Source organism: Phenylobacterium sp. LjRoot219 (assembly GCF_964252995.1).
GTDB lineage: Bacteria > Pseudomonadota > Alphaproteobacteria > Caulobacterales > Caulobacteraceae > Phenylobacterium.
This window is the reverse complement of the sequence record NZ_CAXUQI020000001.1, coordinates 2,772,218-2,786,707: the sequence shown is the minus strand read 5'-3', so window position 1 is coordinate 2,786,707 and position 14,490 is coordinate 2,772,218. Positions and strand designations below refer to the sequence as shown.

Here is a 14,490-nt window from a genome sequence, read left to right as displayed (position 1 = left end):
ATGAACTTAGCCGCCGCCGTCGCCCTGATCCTCGCGCTCGCCGCCCCGGCGGCGGCCGTCGGTCATCCGAACGCGATCGCCCCGGGTTACTGGGAGACGACCAACAAGGTCCTCTCGCCGGTCCGCTCCAGCAAGGTCGAGCGGCGCTGCATCCGCCCCGAAGAGGTGGCGAAGTTCATGGAGGGGCCGAGCAACCACATCTACCGCTGCACCTATCCGACGCGGGTGGTGAGCCAGGGGACGATCCGGCTGAAGGGCAGCTGCACGACGAAGAAGGGTCCGCCGGTGCCGGTCTCCGGCGAAGGCTCGTTCACCCGCGACACCTTCCACATGGAAGCCCAGGTCGCCGCGCAGTTCGGGCCGATGACCGTGCCGATCCGCGCGACGACCGATGCGCGGCGGCTAGGCGACGATTGTCCGGCCGCCGCCGAGGCCAAGGCCGAGTAGGGCGACCGCCCAAATTGTCGCCGAAACGAGGTTGGCGGCCCGCCCCCGGCGTACGATATAGCCATCGGCGCGCCCGACAGTTACGTGCGTTCATATCGCCCTTGCGGTGCGCCGCCCCGTTGCAATGCGACGACAACTGCGGTTGCCTCGCGCCAAAGGAAATTTAGAGGAAGTGTCCCATGGCTGACGGTGTTGATGCTCTGAGGCCGGCGCCGTTCCCGGTCGTCGACCCCGAGCGCATCCCGACGAAGCGCTACTACGACGAGGAATTCTATCGTCTCGAGAACGAGCGCATGTGGCCGCACGTCTGGCAGATGGCCTGCCGCCTCGAACAGATCCCCAACGTCGGCGACTGGATCGAATACTCGAACCTCGGCAAGTCGGTGATCGTCGTCCGCACCAAGGACGGCGTGAAGGCCTATCACAACGCCTGCCGCCACCGCGGCGTGCAACTGGCCAAGGGCCACGGCAGCTGTGAGACCCAGGGCTTCACCTGTCCGTTCCACGGCTGGCGCTGGAACATCGAGGGCAAGAACACCTTCGTCTACGGCAAGCACCTGTTCAGCGAAAAGCAGCTGGAGCAGGCCGATCTCGACCTGCCGGCCTGCCGTGTCGAGCTGTGGGGCGGCTGCGCCTTCATCAACCACGACGACAATGCGCCGGCGCTGCGCGACTGCATCGGCCCGCTCGCCGACCGGCTGGACCAGTACCAGGTCGACAAGCTGCGCGCCGAATGGTGCTACGGCGCCGTGCTGCCGGCGAACTGGAAGGTCGCCATGGAAGCCTTCATGGAAGGCTACCACGTGATGCGCACCCACCCGCAGCTGCACGAAGCCGCGGGCCCGCTCTATCAGTCGATGTACCAGGAGCCGCAGGGCCACGCCCCGCCGGTGAACATGCGGATCTCGTCGCGCGACAACATCCTGGCCCAGTTCAAGCACATGGAGCTGCTGAGCGAGGGCATGGCCGGGATGGCCCACGCCAAGGACGTCGAGACCGCCAGCACCCTGCTGGACGTCGACCTGCCGGAGGATCAGATCCAGGCGCTGATGACCTGGTACGGCATCCTCAACGATCAGGTGACCAAGCAGGGCCGTGCGCGCGGCGAGCCGACGCCGGACCTGAACGCGCTGGCCGTCAGCCATCCGATCAAGGCGGTGGAGTTCATCTACCCGAACTACTTCCTGCTGCCGTTCCTGTCCTCGATGTCGGCCTACCGCATCCGGCCGCTGGGCCCGGAGAGCTGCCTGTTCGAGATCTGGTCGCTGACCCTGTTCCCGGAAGGGAAGGAGCCGCCGCCGGTGATGGACACGGTGATGCTGCCTTACGACAGCAAGGAGTTCCCGCCGATCCCGCAGCAGGACTACTCGAACATCCCCGAGCAGCAGATCGGCCTGCACGCCGACGGGTTCGAGTTCATGCGCCTGTCGAAGGACATCGAAGGCCTGATCAGCAATTACCAGCGGCTGATCGACGGCTACCTGCGTGGCGCTCCGCCGGAGAAGCTCGCCAAGGCCCAGCACAAGCTGGGCGGCAACTTCGACGGCCCGATCCACGACCTCGGACTGTAACGGAACGGGCGCGGCGGTAGGGCTGCCCTTTGGAAATGTCCCTAGCGCATAGGAAATGTCCCTCCGGCCCCTTTATGCGGGGGGCCGGGGCGGACTTCTGACGGACATTTGAGGGACGTCTGAGGGACATTTCGGCGCCGCTCGAGGTCATCTGAGGGACATTGCGAGGACGTTGAAATGTCCCTGGGCGGCTCATGGCTATCCCCTGTGTCGATGGGGCCGTGTTCAGCCAGGCTTGGGCATGGGGCCTTCGAAGAGATTTCCCTGTGCGCCGCCCACCCCGTGCGGGGGAGGTACCTTTGGGGGCCCCTTCGCGGCCGGCCGCTCGGGGGCTAGGGCGCATTCGATCAGGGCGGTGAACGCTGCGCTCGGGCCATCGCCGGTGGCGGCGATCCGGAGGAGTTCGCCGTGCAGCAGGCCGAGGAGCACCGCCGCCAAATCGCTGGGCTCTAGATCGTCGCGGACCTGCTGCAGAGCTTGAGCAGCGCTAAGGTGGCGCTGGATCAGTTGGCTGCGGCGGCTCCAGTACGCCTCGCGAAGCGCTGACGCCTCGGCTTCCACCCCAGGGCCGACGGCGAGTTGTAGAAGAGCGAGGAGCTTCGGGTCGCGCCTGGCGGCCCGCTGCGACTGCTCGGCCATCCAGCTGAATAGGGACGTCAGGCCATGCCCCTCCGGCCCGGGTTCGTCCTCGAGCAGTCCGGCTAACGCCGTCCTGAGGAGCTCGCCCCGGTCGGCGAAGTGATAGTTGGCCAAGCCCCGACTCACGCCCGCTTCGGCGCCGACGTTGGTGAGCGCGAAGCCCGGCAAGCCGCGCTCAGCGATCATCTCAACCGCCGCCTTGATGAGCTTCGCCCGCGCGCGCTCAGTTCGCTCCTGATGCTTATTAGGCTTTGAATTAATTAGATAATGATCCCGAACGAAAATTCCTTGCTAAACTGTTAGCAAATAATTGCACCAGCAGATAGGCGACCGAACTGACAGGTCGTGACGCCACAGTTTGACGGCGCTTCGCCCAATCAGGTGCGGGCGCTGGACACTGGAAAACGTCGCGGCCGACATGACTATTGAACCTGAGCCCCCGACCGCCTCGGCGCCGAAGTGGGCCCGCATGCCGGGTTCAGTGCGGCTCAAGCTTGACCGTGCCATCGCCGACCATCTGAAGGTCCATGGCGCGCGCCACTACGACTTGCTGCGCGATGATCCGGCGTTCGCGCCGTGGATCGGCTCCCATCTGGGTGCGAGAGGGGAGAAGCGGCTCGATCGGGCGATCCGCGATGTGCGGCGCTTTCAAATGAAGAAGCTTGGCCGAGGCGCCGCTCCGACGGCCCTGGCGGTGGACGACGCCCTAGACGCCGCGGCGGGCGAGCCGTTGGAGCATCCCGCGGGCAGCCCGGTGCAACGGTTCGCCGCCGTCGGCGCGGCGGTCGTCAGCTACGACGAACTCCAAGGGGAACTGCGCCGAGGCCGGCGGCAACTCGAGGCGATGATGGCCGCCTGTCTCAATGAGGACGGCGAGCCAGTGAAGCCCGACCTCTATCTGAAGCTCAGCCGCGAACGCCGCGCGCTCATCACCGACAGCGCTAATCTGGCGAAGCGCTACCACGCCGATCTGAATTCGCAGGCGGTCATGGAGCGGGTCCTGGCCCGGGTGCTCGAGGCGCACGCCGGCGATCCGGAGGGCGCGCACGCCCTCATCACAGACATCAGCAACATCATCCGCGACGCCACGGGGATCGCGGCCACTGGAGAGGGCGAATGAACACGGCTTCCTACCTGGACCCGCGGACGGTGCAGCGCATGACGCGCGTGTTGGCCAACGCGGGCGCCCGCCTGGACAGCACCGTCTTGCGGGAGCCGATCCCGCCGGAGATGACCTTTCGCCAATGGTGCGAGCGCCTGGCTCGGGAACGGACCGACCCGCGGACCGGCGAGACGCGCCCCGCGTTGCGGGTCGACGGTAAGCCGTTCACGCTCGAAGACCGGCCAGCGATGGCCTGGCTCTACGACCAGATCCCGACGACGCGCGAGGAAGCGTTCCGGCGGACCCTGGTCCTGATGAAGTGCACGCAGGTGGGCTTCACGGTGATGGAGATCTTGGCGACCATCTATCTGGGCTTGAAATTCCAGCCCTGCACCATCGGCATGTTCCTGCCCGACGTCGCCCTGGCGGAGGGCAAGAGCACCGAGCGCTTCATGCCGATCGTCCGCACGATCCCCGAAGCGCACACGCTGATGACGATGGACGCCCCGGACGGCTCCGGCCGGAAGACCGGCGAGGGCAACGTCCGGCGGCGGCGGATCGGTGAGGCGCTTTTCCTGTTCGGCTGGACCTCGGGCAGGGCGTCAACCGAGTCCTTCCCGATGGACGTCCTGACCTTTGACGAGGTCCAGGAGATGAGCCTGGCGCAGATGGAGAAGACCCACGAACGCCTGTCCGCCTCGTCGTTCCGCTACAACCTGATGGGCTCGACGGCGAACTGGCCCGATAGTGACATCCACTTCTGGTACAAGCGCGGGACCCAGCACCGCTTCCATACCGAGTGCCCGACCTGCCTGAAGCGGCGGCCGCTCGATGACTACTTCCCGGCCTGTATCGAGTGGGATCCCGACCAGGTCGATCCGCTGACCAAGCGCCCCGGCGTCTACCGCTACGTCTGCGAGGCGGGCCATTGGATTGACGATCCCCAGCGCGGCGAGTGGCTCCCCGACAACCCCGACGCCTGGATCGTGTCGGCGCACTTCCCGCAGATGCTCTCGCCGACGATCGCGCCCGGCGAGATCATGGAGAAGTTCCACAACTGGACGGACAAGAAGAACTTCTACAACCGGATCCTCGGCAAGCCCTGGCTGGATCCGAGCCAGATCCCCGTCACGCTCGAGCACATGGCGCGCTGCGTCGAGGAGGGGAAGAAGGCCGGCCTGGTGTGGAAGACCCGGGCCCGCGGCGCCTTCATGGGCATCGACCAGATGGGCCAGGTCAACGTGGTGGTGATCAAGGAGCGTCTGCCAGATGGCCGCCAGGCCGTGATCCACCTCGAGGAGATCTACGATGAAGACCCATTCGCCCGCTGCGACGAGCTCATGTTGAACTATGGCGTCGCGGCGTGCGTGGTGGAGATCAACCCCAACTTTAACGACGCGCATAGGTTCGCCAATCGCCACCCCGGCCGGGTGTTCCTCTGCATCGGGTTTGGCGAGCTCCCAGACGGCATGGTGAAGTGGGGCGACGCGCCCAAGCTGGACGCTTCGGAGCGCCGGACCGATGAAGCAGCGCGCACGCGCTACACGGTCAAGGCCGACCAGTTCAAATGCATGCAGACGAGCTTCGCCCGGTTCACGGCGAACCCGCCTACCTGCCTGTTCCCGGATCCCAAGGACCTCGAGCAAGAGGTCATCGAGAACGGCAAGAAGCAGCGCGCGTTGATCGCGCCGCGGGCGTTCGAACACTTCACCAACACCGCGCTGGTGGTCGAGAAGGTTCGCGACGCGGCCGGCAACGAGGCGACGACCAACAAGTACAAGCGGGCGGTCCGCAAGATCAAAATCGACCCGCACTTCAGCTACGCGAACCAGCTGTGCGACGTGGCCTGGGCTCGCGCCCACGGCACGGCGTCTTTCATCTTGCCGGAGGGCGGCGACGACCGAAACGTCGCCGAGGCGATGGGCCTGCACGGCTTGCCCAGTCACGTCGCGGCGCAGCTGGCGCCGCTGCCGCCTGGCGAGGTCTGCGGCCGTTGCACGGAATGCCCGATCGGCCCGCACGGGCCGCCGGATCGGTTCTTCTGCGAAGCGCGCCAGTTCGAGACGCGCGCTAAAGACCCCGGCTGTCCGATGTTCGTAGAGGAGTAGGTCCGAGCAGCCCGCCCGCCCGTCGTTCATCGGCGCGGCGGTTAAGCACCTCCGCGGTATGCGCGGCGTCCTCTTGCGAGAGCCTGTCCTGCGGCGTCATCGCAATCACCGCGGTCTCGCCAGTCTGGAGGTCGACGACATTGTAGCCGGAAGGACCGCGGCGGACGCAGAAGCGCTCTGTCATGCTTGAAGGTATGCGCTGGAACGGCACCGCCGCCTAGCAACTGAGGCTGGCATCCGCGGAGAGCGGGCGGCAGTCGGCGGCGCCTTCCATCACGCGGCCGCCGCGTCACAAGCCGCGAGCATCCGACCGATCGTCCAGCGGAGTTCGATCGCCAGCGAAGCGTCACGCCCCAAGCGGCCCTCGAAGATTTCAAGCAGGCCCTGATAGTACCAGAGCGTGCCGTCTTGACCGCCTTTGAAGCGCGCGAACACGTCTTGGCCGCTGGCCAGGTCGCCGGCGATGGCGCGGGCGTTGTGCAGCTTGTCGCAGGCTGAGACGAGGAGGGTGTCCTCGTCCACGCTGGCTAAGTGCTCAAGGTAGGCCCGCTTGCGCTCGCGCCACGGCGCCTTCTGGCCGCTCTCGTCGGGCGTGCCGTCAGTGCAGGCCTCGATGATCCGCAGCACCCGCTCGCCGAAACGCTCGCGGATGGGATCGGCGTGCTGAGCACCACAGTCCTCCAGCACGTCGTGCAGCAGACCGGCGATGGCTTGGTCCTCGTCGCCGCCGTACTCGATCACCAGGCTCGATACGCCGAGCAGGTGGCTTAGGTACGGGATAGAGCTGCCCTTGCGGACCTGCGCCTGGTGAGCGTCCGCCGCGTAATCGAGCGCGACATGCAGTCGGGGAAAGCGGTTCATGTGGCTCCTCGGTTTGTTCGCGGGCTAGGCGAGCGCGAGATCCCCTCGCTTCGCCCGCGTTGGGCAAGCAAGTGAGCGGTGCCGATGCGCCTAGTTAGTACTCCTCAGCCTCAATGACGATCAGCCTGCCGAGCGGCGCGCTTTCCCGAACGCGGATCGCGAGGAACGTCGGAACGTGCAGTTCTTCGCTGAGGAAGCGGGCCAGTTCGTGCTGATCCACGGGGACGCGGATCCAACTGTTGTCGACGTAGTGGACTGGTAGAAGCCTGCTCTTAGCCCAGGTCGCGAGCTGAAAAGGCCCGTAGCTGAAGGCGTATTCGGCCAAGTTACTAACCGTTTGCGGCCGTACCCAGGGCGCCTCGAGCTCTTCGACCGTTGTAGACGTCGCAAACGCCTCGATGCGGAGAGAATGATAGCTCATTCGGGATCACGCATAGGCCAGCACCTGCTCGACCAGTTCATGGGTCATAGGCCCGCCGTCGGCGACTTCCTCGAGTTCTTCTAGGAAGTTCCGTACCCGTCGGAGACTGCGGGTGACCCCGCGGCTGGTGAAACAGCGCACGACGGCGGAGACGACATCCTCACGGGCGTCGAGCTTGGAGCCAACGAACAGCTTCAGGTCATCGTCGGTGAGATCCGCGTACTCGAGGCTCTCGATGAAGAGTGCGCGGTCAGCCACGGCGGCCGAAATAGAGCTGCGGCCGCTGGCGTCCGCTTGAAGGGCGAACTCGCTGTTGCCGATGAAGACGAACCCGACCCGGAAAGGCGCGTAACAGCGGTCCGCGTCATTCCAGTAGCGCAGGGCCTCGATAGATTGGCGCGAGAGGTTCTGCGCCTCGTCAAACACCAGCGTCAGCCGCGGAGACGGAGCGACCTCTTCGGGCGGCGCCTGTAGGGCGCTGAGGCGCTCCAGCGTGTCGTAGATCTCCTGACGCGCCCACCGGAGGTGATCAACGCGGGACCTCAGCGGAGACTGGGCGGTGTGGCGAAGCGCTTCGACCACTTGCTGCAGCACGAGAAGCTCGCGCGCCCCCTGCCGCTCGATCTTTACGACGGCGGTCTCCTGCGGGTGGCGCTCGCAGAAGACGTCGATAGCCGTGGTCTTGCCGATCCCCGGCGGCCCCGCGAACACGGAGATTGCCCGCTTGTCGTGCGTGGCGTGCATGCGGGCGAGAAGGCGGCGGGCCACCGAGGTCGCCACGAAATCCTCATTCATCGGGCTTCTGCTTCCGTTCGAGGCGCGCAGTCCGCGCCATTTCGCGCATCAACCGCTGCTCATGAGCGTTCCGCCTCGATGCGGGCGAGGGGGCGTGGGTCAGGCCTCTAGCCAGGTCTGTTTGGGTTTCGCCCAGATCGAGTTTGGCGGTGAACGCTGGCGGCGGCAGGGCTTTCGCCCTCGCTTCGCCCCAGCGGATCTTTGCGGCGACAGGGTCGATTGTCGGTACGTCAGCAGCTAGCTGCTCCGTAGCGCGCGCATAGTCCTTCTGGCTGCGAGAGGCGGTGCGGGCTCCCTCAATCCATCGTGCGGGGACAACTTCTTGTCGTTGCAGCGGCACCCAGCCGAGCTCCGGGATCCGCGCTAGCGGAGCCGCGCCGCGCCGCCACGGCGCGGCCAGGTCGACGATGGTGCGGTGTGGCAGCTTCGCAAGCGCGGGGTGGGTATAACGATCCCCGCGCCAGCGGATGACGCCTCGGTCAACGCGGCGATTGTCGCGATCGCAGAAGGCGGCGTTCAGGGCGGCAGGCTCGACTATCGCCGGTCGCCAGCCTGCAGACACCTTCTGCTCGAACCAATCAGCAGCGCTTCGCCGACGCCAGCGTTCGCCGAGCGGCTGTTGATTGAAGGCGTGGATGAGCCCGGCAAATTGGAGGCTGAATACCTCCCAGCTTCCAGGGAACGGGGCGGGCGGTTTCCCGACGGTCTGGGTTTTCTGGGAGAGCCGGTCCGGGCCCGCGTAGCCTGGGAGCAAGGAGAAGGCGTACCGATCGAGCCTCGCGAACAAGCTCTCAATCGGCTTGGCGGACGCGTTGTAGGGCTTGGCGTAGAGGATCGTCCGGACGCCTGCGTCGCCCAGCATGTTCAACGCGCTCTCGATGCGCAGCAGCGCCCCGAACTCGGAGCCGTTGTCGAGGTAGAGGCCGCGCGGAAAGCCCCAGCTCGGGTCCGAGACCATCGCGATAAAGGCCTCGATGACGTGTTCCTGGCGCACGCCTTCGCCGCGCTCCAACAGGAACGGCACTGCGAAGACGCGGCTGGTCCCCATGTCCATGAAGGCGACGATCTTCGGCCATGCGGGCGTCCCGTCGGGACGGCGCACGATGACGTCGAGGTGCTTCACGTCGGCGACGACGCGCTCCATCGGATCCAGCTCAGTCCAGTCGCGCCGGATGCGGGGTTTGCCGTTGTCGAAGCCCTTGCGGTCGTTTCGCATCCGGTTGAGCGCACGGTAATGAGCGAAGCGCTCCACGCGTCGGCGGGAGAGGCTGAAGGCGTGCTCAGGAAGCCTCAAGCCGCGGCCTTCACACAACTCCCGTAGGAGGAATGCGGCCAGGCGGCGGATCTCGGAGCTGCCGGCCTGTTCGGCGCGTGAGGCCCAAAGCCCTCGCAAGGCCTTGTCCAGCTCTGCTTCGAGCTGCTTCAAGACATCCCCATTCAGGCCGGCAGTACGGGCGGCCTGGTCGAAAGTCCGGGAGATCAGAACGCGTCGAGCGCCCGCGTTGCTCGGGCGGGCATTGCCGAGCCCGCGCAGGCCATGCTGGTCGTAGCGTTCGACCCACCGGCGGATGGTGCGGGGATGGCGCCCCGCACGAAGGGCGGCGGTCTCGATGGCCTCCGCGCGTTCGGCCGACCCATATGGCTGGTCAAGCGCATCGGCGATCGCCGCCCACCGGCGCCGGATCACCACGTCCTGACGGTGGGCGATCTGCATCGGCGTCGGCGCGGCGCGGCGAAGCGCCTTTTCACGGACTTCGGCGGGCAAGCTGTCGACGGCGATCTGATAGCTCAGGCCGGAGCGTCCGCCGCGGCCTGCGCCGTATTGGACCTGCAATGCAGCGCCACGCCACCTGGTGCCTGCCAGGCCATGCCGAGCGGCCCGGCGCGCTGCCTGAGGGCTCATCCCGGCGATCTGGGCGAGCTCATCAGTGCAGATCCAGGCGACTTCGGTTTGCATTTCCGGCGGCTTGTTGACGCGGGCGTTCCGCCCCGTTCAGCCGATTGATTTCTTATAATCCGACGTAAGCCAAGCTTGATTGTAGCCGCAAAGTGCAAATGTCAGTGCCGTGCAAATTAGAGACGTCAGCCTCCCTCCAAGCTTGGCTGGGAGACGGCGTCGATGGCGGTGCGGATCATGAGCGATGCGGAGCTGTCGAAGTTCGAGGTGCTGCGCGACGTAGACGCCGAGCGATTGCCGGTGCGCGCCGCGGCCGGCGTGCTGGGCCTCAGCGAGCGCCAGGTCTGGCGGCTGCTGAAGGCCTACCGGCTGCGCGGCGCTGACGGGATCGTCTCGAAGAAGCGCGGCCGGCCGAGCAACCGCAAGACGCCGGCGGACGTGCGGCAAGCGGCGATCGACATCATCAAGGCGCGCTACCCGGATTTCGGCCCGACGCTGGCGGCGGAGAAGCTGTTGGAGCTGCACGACATCACCGTCTCACGCGAGACGCTGCGCGCCTGGATGATCGCCGAAGGCCTGTGGGACGCGCGCGCCAAGCGGCGGCGCAAGATCTACCAGCCGCGCTACCGGCGCGACTGCGTCGGCGAGCTGGTGCAGATCGACGGCTCCGAGCACCGCTGGTTCGAGGCCCGCGGGCCGAAGTGCACGCTGCTGGTGTTCATCGACGACGCCACCAGCCGGCTGATGCACCTGCAGTTCGTCGAGTCGGAGTCGACCTTCGCCTACTTCGCCGCGACCCGGACCTACCTCGAGGCGCACGGCAAGCCGGTGGCGTTCTACAGCGACCGGCATTCGGTGTTCCGCGTCAGCAAGCCCGGCGTCAGCGGCGACGCGATGACCCAGTTCGGCCGGGCGCTGAGCAAGATGAACATCGAGATCATCTGCGCCAACTCCAGTCAGGCGAAGGGCCGCGTCGAGCGGGCCAACAAGACGCTGCAGGACCGGCTGGTGAAGGAGCTGCGGCTGGCCGCCATCAGCACGATCGCCGAGGGCAACGCGTTCCTCCCGGGCTTCGTCGCCGACTACAACACCCGCTTCGGCAAGGTCCCGGCCAATCCGAAGGATCTGCACCGGCCGATGTCGCCGCGCGACCAATTGGACGACGAGTTCACCTGGCAGGTCGAACGCACCCTCTCCCAGTCGCTGACCCTGCAGTACGACAAGGTGCTGTTCATCGTGGAGCCATCGGAGACCGCGCAATCGGCGATCGGCAAGCGGGTGACCGTCGTCGACTATCCCGACGGCCGGATCGCCATCCGCTACCAGGGCGAGGAGCTCGCCTACCGCACCTTCGACAAGATCCGGAAGGTCAACCAGGCCGCCGTCGTCGAGAACAAGCGGCTGGGCTCGCTGCTGGAGATGATCAAGGCCTATCAGGACACCCAGCCGCCGCCGGCGCGCAGCTGCAAGGCGCCGAAGCGCCGCGACCAGACTGGGCACATGTTCGGCGTCGAGTGAACGCTCGCAACGTTGCACAGCTTAAGGTCGCGCCTTACGACTCTCGAAATGCCTGAGCATGATGCCAACTCCGACGGCCAATCGATCGCGCGCTTTTCCAGACCGAAAGCCAGACGAGCTATTTTGCTTCTCTCTGCTTGGGCAGTTGTTGGAGCTGCCGCGACGGTCGCCTTGGCCTGGCAGATCGCTCACCCCGACGAGTACGTAAGGTCAGTCATTCTGCGATACGAGATGAACGTCTTCGTGTGCGCAGCAGTAACCGCTTGGGTGATGTACAAGATCGCCCCCTATGCTCGCGCGTATCGGCGCTCGCGGTCAGATAGCGCAGCGCTCCTCATCCGAGGTGGGATCTTGATCTCGCGGCAATGGCGACCATTCGAGATCGCGCTGCGAGAGATCTCGACCGTCACTTCTCGACCGCGCGACCGGTTAACTGGGCGACCTGAGCAGCTGAAAATCACGACGGCTGATGGAAGCGCCCGCCTAATCCAATGTGATCTACTGGATCGCACCTCGGAGGAGATCGCCAGGTCTGTCGTCGAGGCTCAACAGACCTCCGCCTGACAGGTCCGGCTACGTGCCTCGCGCGCCTGCCGGCGCGCTTCGGAAAACCCGCCGTCATGATCTCCGGTGCGCCGGCCGGGCGGTCGGCCGCTGCGCGGGTTGTGGGCTGCGCGCCCGCCCGTCGGCCGACACCAGACGCCCCTGCCCTGACATTTCTAATCGGCGCAAACCGCGACATCTCTAACCGGCGTAGACATTGATGTTAGCTGGCATAGATGGCCTGCGGCCGGTCATCCGGTTTCCCAATCGGTTTCTCAATCTATGGGCATTGGGAAACTTCAGCGGCCGAAAACCGACGTAAAATCAGCGACCGCCAGTTGTGGGGCATTGAGAAACCGGTGCGGCGATTGGGAAACCTCGCACTGCTCTAGGCCCACGGCGGCGTTCAGGGGCATTTCCTATGAGCGGCCGCTGACAAAATGAAAGAGCGTCCCTAGCGTCCCTATCGCCGCCGCCTGACCGCCAGCCGATCGGAGTCCGAAAACCGCGAGACTCCCTGGATGGCCCGGCGCATGGTCCGGGCCATGGACCTTGACCCCGAAGCCTGCCGCCGCGCCTTCGTCACCCGGGATCCGCGCTTTGACGGACGGATCTTCTGCGGGGTGAAGACCACCGGCATCTACTGCCGGCCGGTCTGCCCGGCGCGGACGCCGAAGGCCGAGAACGTCGTCTACTTCCCCTCGGCCGCCGCCGCCCAGGAGGCCGGGTTCCGGCCCTGCCTGCGCTGCCGGCCGGAAGCCTCGCCCGACATGGGCGCGTGGCGCGGCACCTCCAACACGGTCTCGCGCGCGCTGGCGCTGATCGAGGCTGGCGCGCTCGACACCGCCGACGTCGACGGCCTCGCCGCGCGCCTTGGCGTCGGCGAGCGTCAACTGCGCCGGCTGTTCCGCCAGCACCTCGGCGCCTCGCCGGTCGCCGTCGCCCAGACCCGCCGGGTGCTGCTCGCCAAGCAGCTGATCCAGGAGACCCGGCTGCCGATGACCGAGGTCGCGCTGGCCGCCGGTTTCGGCAGCGTGCGGCGCTTCAACGAGACCTTCCAGCAGCTGTTCGACCGCGCGCCGGGCGCGCTGCGGCGCTCGCGCCAGCCGGCCGAGAGCGCCGCCGCCGCCGGCGTCACCGTGCGGCTCGCCTATCGCGCGCCCTACGACTGGGCCGGCGTGATCGGCTTTCTCGCGGCGCGCGCCATCCCCGGCGTCGAGGCGGTGACGCCCGAACGCTACGCCCGCACCCTGGCGGTCGACGGCGCGCGCGGGTGGGTCGTCGTCCGGCCAGGGGCCGGCGGCGACTGGCTGGAGGCGGAGATCCGCTTCCCGCGGCTCCAGGCGCTGCCGGCGGTGATCTCGCGGATCCGCCGGGTGTTCGACCTCGCCGCCGATCCGGCCTTGATCGGCGCGCACCTGTCGCAGGATCCGGCGCTTGGCCACCTGATCGCCGAGCGGCCCGGCCTGCGTGCGCCGGGGGCCTGGGACGGCTTCGAGCTCGCCGTGCGCGCGGTGCTCGGCCAGCAGATCACCGTGGTGGCGGCCCGCACGCTCGCCGCCCGGCTGACCCAGGCCTATGGCGAGCCGTTCGAGGATCCGGCGGCCGCGGCGCTCGGGCTGACCCACCTGTTCCCGACGCCGGAGCGGCTGGTCGGCGAGAACATCGCCGCGCTCGGCATGCCGGCCGCCCGCGGCGCGGCGCTGGAGGGCCTGGCCCGCAAGGTCGCCGAGGACCCGTCGATCTTCACCCCACGCGCCGATCTTGAAAGCGCCATCGCCGCCCTGTCCGCCCTGCCGGGGGTCGGCGCCTGGACCGCGCAGTACATCGCGCTGCGCGAGCTGCGCGAGCCGGACGCCTTCCCGCACGGCGACATCGCCCTGATGCGCGCCCTGGCCGACGAAGCCGGCGGCCGGCCGAGCGCGCTGGACCTGCTCGCGCGCGCCGAGGCCTGGCGGCCTTGGCGCGCCTACGCCGCGCAACACCTGTGGGCCGCAGATGCGGCCAAGTCCGCCCTGAAAACCCGTTCCGCCCCGAAGAGGAGCCGCAAGGATGATCGACGCGCCGCCTGACGCCATCACCATCGCCCGCCACGACACCCCGATCGGCACGGCGCTGCTCGCCACCGATGCGGCGGGCGTGCTGCGGGCCTTCAACTGGACCGACTACGAGCCGCAGATGCTGGCCTGGCTGCGCCGCCGCTATCCGCAGGCGACGCTGGAGGAGGGCGCCGCGCCGCGCGCCGTAGAGCTGGCGTTCGCCGCCTATTTCGCCGGCGACGCCCGGGCGCTGGAGGCGATCGCCTGGCGCGCCGTCGGCACCGACTTCCAGCTGACGGTCTGGCGGGCGCTGTGTTCGATCCCGGCGGGCGAGACGCTCAGCTACGCCGCGCTCGCCGCGCGCATCGGCCGGCCCTCGGCGATCCGCGCCGTCGGCCTGGCGAACGGGGCCAATCCGCTGGCGCTGGTCGCGCCCTGCCACCGGGTGATCGGCGCGAACGGCGCGCTGACCGGCTATGGCGGCGGGCTGCACCGCAAGCGCTGGCTGCTCGCCCACGAGGGCGCCCGCTTCCGGGAAGCGGCCTAGGC

General features: G+C 67.4%; 12 protein-coding genes. 7 read left to right on the top strand and 5 right to left on the bottom strand.

The window, feature by feature from the left end; all coding sequences use genetic code 11:
* Together ACSQ14_RS13640 and ACSQ14_RS13635 are read left to right on the top strand one after the other, a co-directional pair.
* Complete coding sequence (locus ACSQ14_RS13640; protein ID WP_436013626.1) at positions 1–447, top strand: DUF3617 domain-containing protein; 447 nt, start codon at positions 1–3, stop codon at positions 445–447.
* A gap of 179 nt (positions 448–626) precedes the next feature.
* Positions 627–2,018: an aromatic ring-hydroxylating oxygenase subunit alpha gene (locus ACSQ14_RS13635; RefSeq protein WP_436013624.1), complete on the top strand. Its 1,392-nt coding sequence runs from the start codon at positions 627–629 to the stop codon at positions 2,016–2,018.
* A gap of 225 nt (positions 2,019–2,243) precedes the next feature.
* Here the strand turns inward: ACSQ14_RS13635 and ACSQ14_RS13630 are convergent, their stop codons facing one another.
* Positions 2,244–2,861 carry a TetR/AcrR family transcriptional regulator gene (locus ACSQ14_RS13630; RefSeq protein ID WP_436015415.1) on the bottom strand — a complete coding sequence of 206 codons (618 nt, stop codon included), beginning with the start codon at positions 2,859–2,861 and terminating at the stop codon, positions 2,244–2,246.
* A gap of 265 nt (positions 2,862–3,126) precedes the next feature.
* Between ACSQ14_RS13630 and ACSQ14_RS13625 the strand changes: the two genes are divergently transcribed.
* Together ACSQ14_RS13625 and ACSQ14_RS13620 are read left to right on the top strand one after the other, a co-directional pair.
* Positions 3,127–3,777 carry a hypothetical protein gene (locus ACSQ14_RS13625; protein ID WP_436013622.1) on the top strand — a complete coding sequence of 217 codons (651 nt, stop codon included), beginning with the start codon at positions 3,127–3,129 and terminating at the stop codon, positions 3,775–3,777.
* Positions 3,774–5,867 (top strand): phage terminase large subunit family protein, encoded by a 2,094-nt coding sequence (locus ACSQ14_RS13620; protein WP_436013620.1) that lies wholly within the window; start codon positions 3,774–3,776, stop codon positions 5,865–5,867. The genes ACSQ14_RS13625 and ACSQ14_RS13620 overlap by 4 nt, the downstream gene beginning before the upstream one ends.
* A gap of 273 nt (positions 5,868–6,140) precedes the next feature.
* On the opposite strand, the gene ACSQ14_RS13615 is transcribed toward ACSQ14_RS13620, so the two are convergent.
* The 4 genes from ACSQ14_RS13615 to ACSQ14_RS13600 all read right to left on the bottom strand — a co-directional run bounded on the left by ACSQ14_RS13615 (position 6,141) and on the right by ACSQ14_RS13600 (position 9,901).
* Positions 6,141–6,728, bottom strand: coding sequence for an HD domain-containing protein (locus ACSQ14_RS13615; protein ID WP_436013618.1), 588 nt, complete (start codon positions 6,726–6,728; stop codon positions 6,141–6,143).
* A 94-nt stretch (positions 6,729–6,822) separates the two neighbouring features.
* Complete coding sequence (locus tag ACSQ14_RS13610; protein WP_436013616.1) at positions 6,823–7,149, bottom strand: hypothetical protein; 327 nt, start codon at positions 7,147–7,149, stop codon at positions 6,823–6,825.
* Positions 7,150–7,155: 6 nt separating this feature from the next.
* Positions 7,156–7,944 carry an AAA family ATPase gene (locus ACSQ14_RS13605; protein WP_436013614.1) on the bottom strand — a complete coding sequence of 263 codons (789 nt, stop codon included), beginning with the start codon at positions 7,942–7,944 and terminating at the stop codon, positions 7,156–7,158.
* Positions 7,937–9,901 carry a helix-turn-helix domain-containing protein gene (locus tag ACSQ14_RS13600; protein ID WP_436013612.1) on the bottom strand — a complete coding sequence of 655 codons (1,965 nt, stop codon included), beginning with the start codon at positions 9,899–9,901 and terminating at the stop codon, positions 7,937–7,939. Before ACSQ14_RS13600 ends, ACSQ14_RS13605 begins: the two co-directional genes overlap by 8 nt.
* Positions 9,902–10,063: 162 nt before the next feature.
* Between ACSQ14_RS13600 and ACSQ14_RS13595 the strand changes: the two genes are divergently transcribed.
* From ACSQ14_RS13595 to ACSQ14_RS13585, 3 genes are all read left to right on the top strand, one after another.
* On the top strand, positions 10,064–11,359 hold the full coding sequence (locus ACSQ14_RS13595; protein WP_436012104.1) for an ISNCY family transposase: 1,296 nt from the start codon (positions 10,064–10,066) through the stop codon (positions 11,357–11,359).
* Between the two features lie 1,064 nt (positions 11,360–12,423).
* Positions 12,424–13,974 carry an AlkA N-terminal domain-containing protein gene (locus ACSQ14_RS13590; RefSeq protein ID WP_436013610.1) on the top strand — a complete coding sequence of 517 codons (1,551 nt, stop codon included), beginning with the start codon at positions 12,424–12,426 and terminating at the stop codon, positions 13,972–13,974.
* The gene (locus ACSQ14_RS13585) at positions 13,955–14,488 is read left to right on the top strand and encodes a methylated-DNA--[protein]-cysteine S-methyltransferase (RefSeq protein ID WP_436013608.1); all 534 of its coding nucleotides are present in this window, start codon (positions 13,955–13,957) and stop codon (positions 14,486–14,488) included. The genes ACSQ14_RS13590 and ACSQ14_RS13585 overlap by 20 nt, the downstream gene beginning before the upstream one ends.
* Positions 14,489–14,490 lie beyond the last annotated feature (2 nt).

Coding starts and splice junctions, on each gene's coding strand:
- ACSQ14_RS13640 (WP_436013626.1), top strand. CDS start 1: ATGAACTTAGCCGCCGCCGTCGCCCTGATCCTCGCGCTCGCCGCCCCG.
- ACSQ14_RS13635 (WP_436013624.1), top strand. CDS start 627: ATGGCTGACGGTGTTGATGCTCTGAGGCCGGCGCCGTTCCCGGTCGTC.
- ACSQ14_RS13625 (WP_436013622.1), top strand. CDS start 3,127: ATGCCGGGTTCAGTGCGGCTCAAGCTTGACCGTGCCATCGCCGACCAT.
- ACSQ14_RS13620 (WP_436013620.1), top strand. CDS start 3,774: ATGAACACGGCTTCCTACCTGGACCCGCGGACGGTGCAGCGCATGACG.
- ACSQ14_RS13615 (WP_436013618.1), bottom strand. CDS start 6,728: ATGAACCGCTTTCCCCGACTGCATGTCGCGCTCGATTACGCGGCGGAC.
- ACSQ14_RS13610 (WP_436013616.1), bottom strand. CDS start 7,149: ATGAGCTATCATTCTCTCCGCATCGAGGCGTTTGCGACGTCTACAACG.
- ACSQ14_RS13605 (WP_436013614.1), bottom strand. CDS start 7,944: ATGAATGAGGATTTCGTGGCGACCTCGGTGGCCCGCCGCCTTCTCGCC.
- ACSQ14_RS13600 (WP_436013612.1), bottom strand. CDS start 9,901: ATGCAAACCGAAGTCGCCTGGATCTGCACTGATGAGCTCGCCCAGATC.
- ACSQ14_RS13595 (WP_436012104.1), top strand. CDS start 10,064: ATGGCGGTGCGGATCATGAGCGATGCGGAGCTGTCGAAGTTCGAGGTG.
- ACSQ14_RS13590 (WP_436013610.1), top strand. CDS start 12,424: ATGGCCCGGCGCATGGTCCGGGCCATGGACCTTGACCCCGAAGCCTGC.
- ACSQ14_RS13585 (WP_436013608.1), top strand. CDS start 13,955: ATGATCGACGCGCCGCCTGACGCCATCACCATCGCCCGCCACGACACC.